The organism is Pseudomonas sp. SDT291_1_S447 (assembly GCF_054070155.1).
Genome location: NZ_JBSVXS010000496.1, coordinates 1 through 209, shown reverse-complemented (window position 1 = coordinate 209; position 209 = coordinate 1). Strand labels below are relative to the sequence as shown.

The following is a 209-nucleotide window of genomic DNA, read 5'->3' as shown; positions in this document are numbered from 1 at the left end:
ACGGGGTCCTCGGCACGCAAGCCCAGTTCCAGCCGGGCCTTGAGCGCAGCCAGCGGTGTGCGCAGCTCATGGGCCGCATCAGCGATAAATTGCGCCTGGCGCTCAAACTGACCGCGCAGGCGTTCGGTGAAGTGGTTGAGGGAGCGCACCAGTGGCCCAAACTCATGCTGCACTTCCACCAATGGCAATGGACGCAAGTCGTCAGGCTG

General features: G+C 63.6%; 1 protein-coding gene. It reads right to left on the bottom strand.

Annotation, left to right across the window (positions count from 1 at the left end):
* The coding region (locus ACW9IR_RS30525) for a histidine kinase dimerization/phospho-acceptor domain-containing protein (RefSeq protein WP_457466343.1) at nt 1–209 on the bottom strand (209 nt) is incomplete at both ends.